Below are 628 nucleotides of genomic sequence, written 5' to 3' on the forward strand. Positions count from 1 at the left end.
GTAGATAATTCTGAATTTCTATATATAGTACTTAATAAATATAAACCATAACTTTGTAATTCTATAGAAAGAAATACAGATATTAAATCGCTAGTTGAAATCAAAAAAACAGCTCCAGTGATTATAAATAATAATATTAAAGGATATTCTATAATTCTTAAATGTTCTCCCATTTTATTAATAATTTTAGTTCTATAAAAAACAAAATTATTAAATAATAATTGTGTTAATGAAGAATGTTCTGGTACCCAAACCTTTCTAGGATAAAAACTAGTTAATTGTAAAATTAATATACTAATTAAAAAGATAAAAATATCAAAAATTTGTGTAATACTAGTTATATTAAGTAAACCTCCGTGTAAACTTATACCTTTACCTATAATAAATATAGTTATTGTACTATGTAATATAGAATAAACTAAGGAAATTATAGCTACTCTATTAAAAAGTATAGATATATCTCGTCGTATAGTAACGGCATTTGAAAGTAATAAAGATAATATTGAAATTAAAAGCATTTTTTAATAAAAATAGACATTATTTATAGATGTCTAGCTTGAAAGGTGAATCGAACACCTATCTTTATCGTATGAAAATAAGGTTTTACCTTTAAACTATTCAAGCTTAT

At 21.8% G+C, this 628-nt stretch carries 1 protein-coding gene; it reads right to left on the bottom strand.

The window, feature by feature from the left end:
* Positions 1-518 (bottom strand): hypothetical protein (locus tag ACYVEA_RS34715; RefSeq protein ID WP_461117924.1); only part of this gene is annotated, 518 nt, incomplete at its 3' end.
* Between the last annotated feature and the right edge of the window lie 110 nt (positions 519-628).

This window comes from Spirosoma jeollabukense, assembly GCF_054777855.1.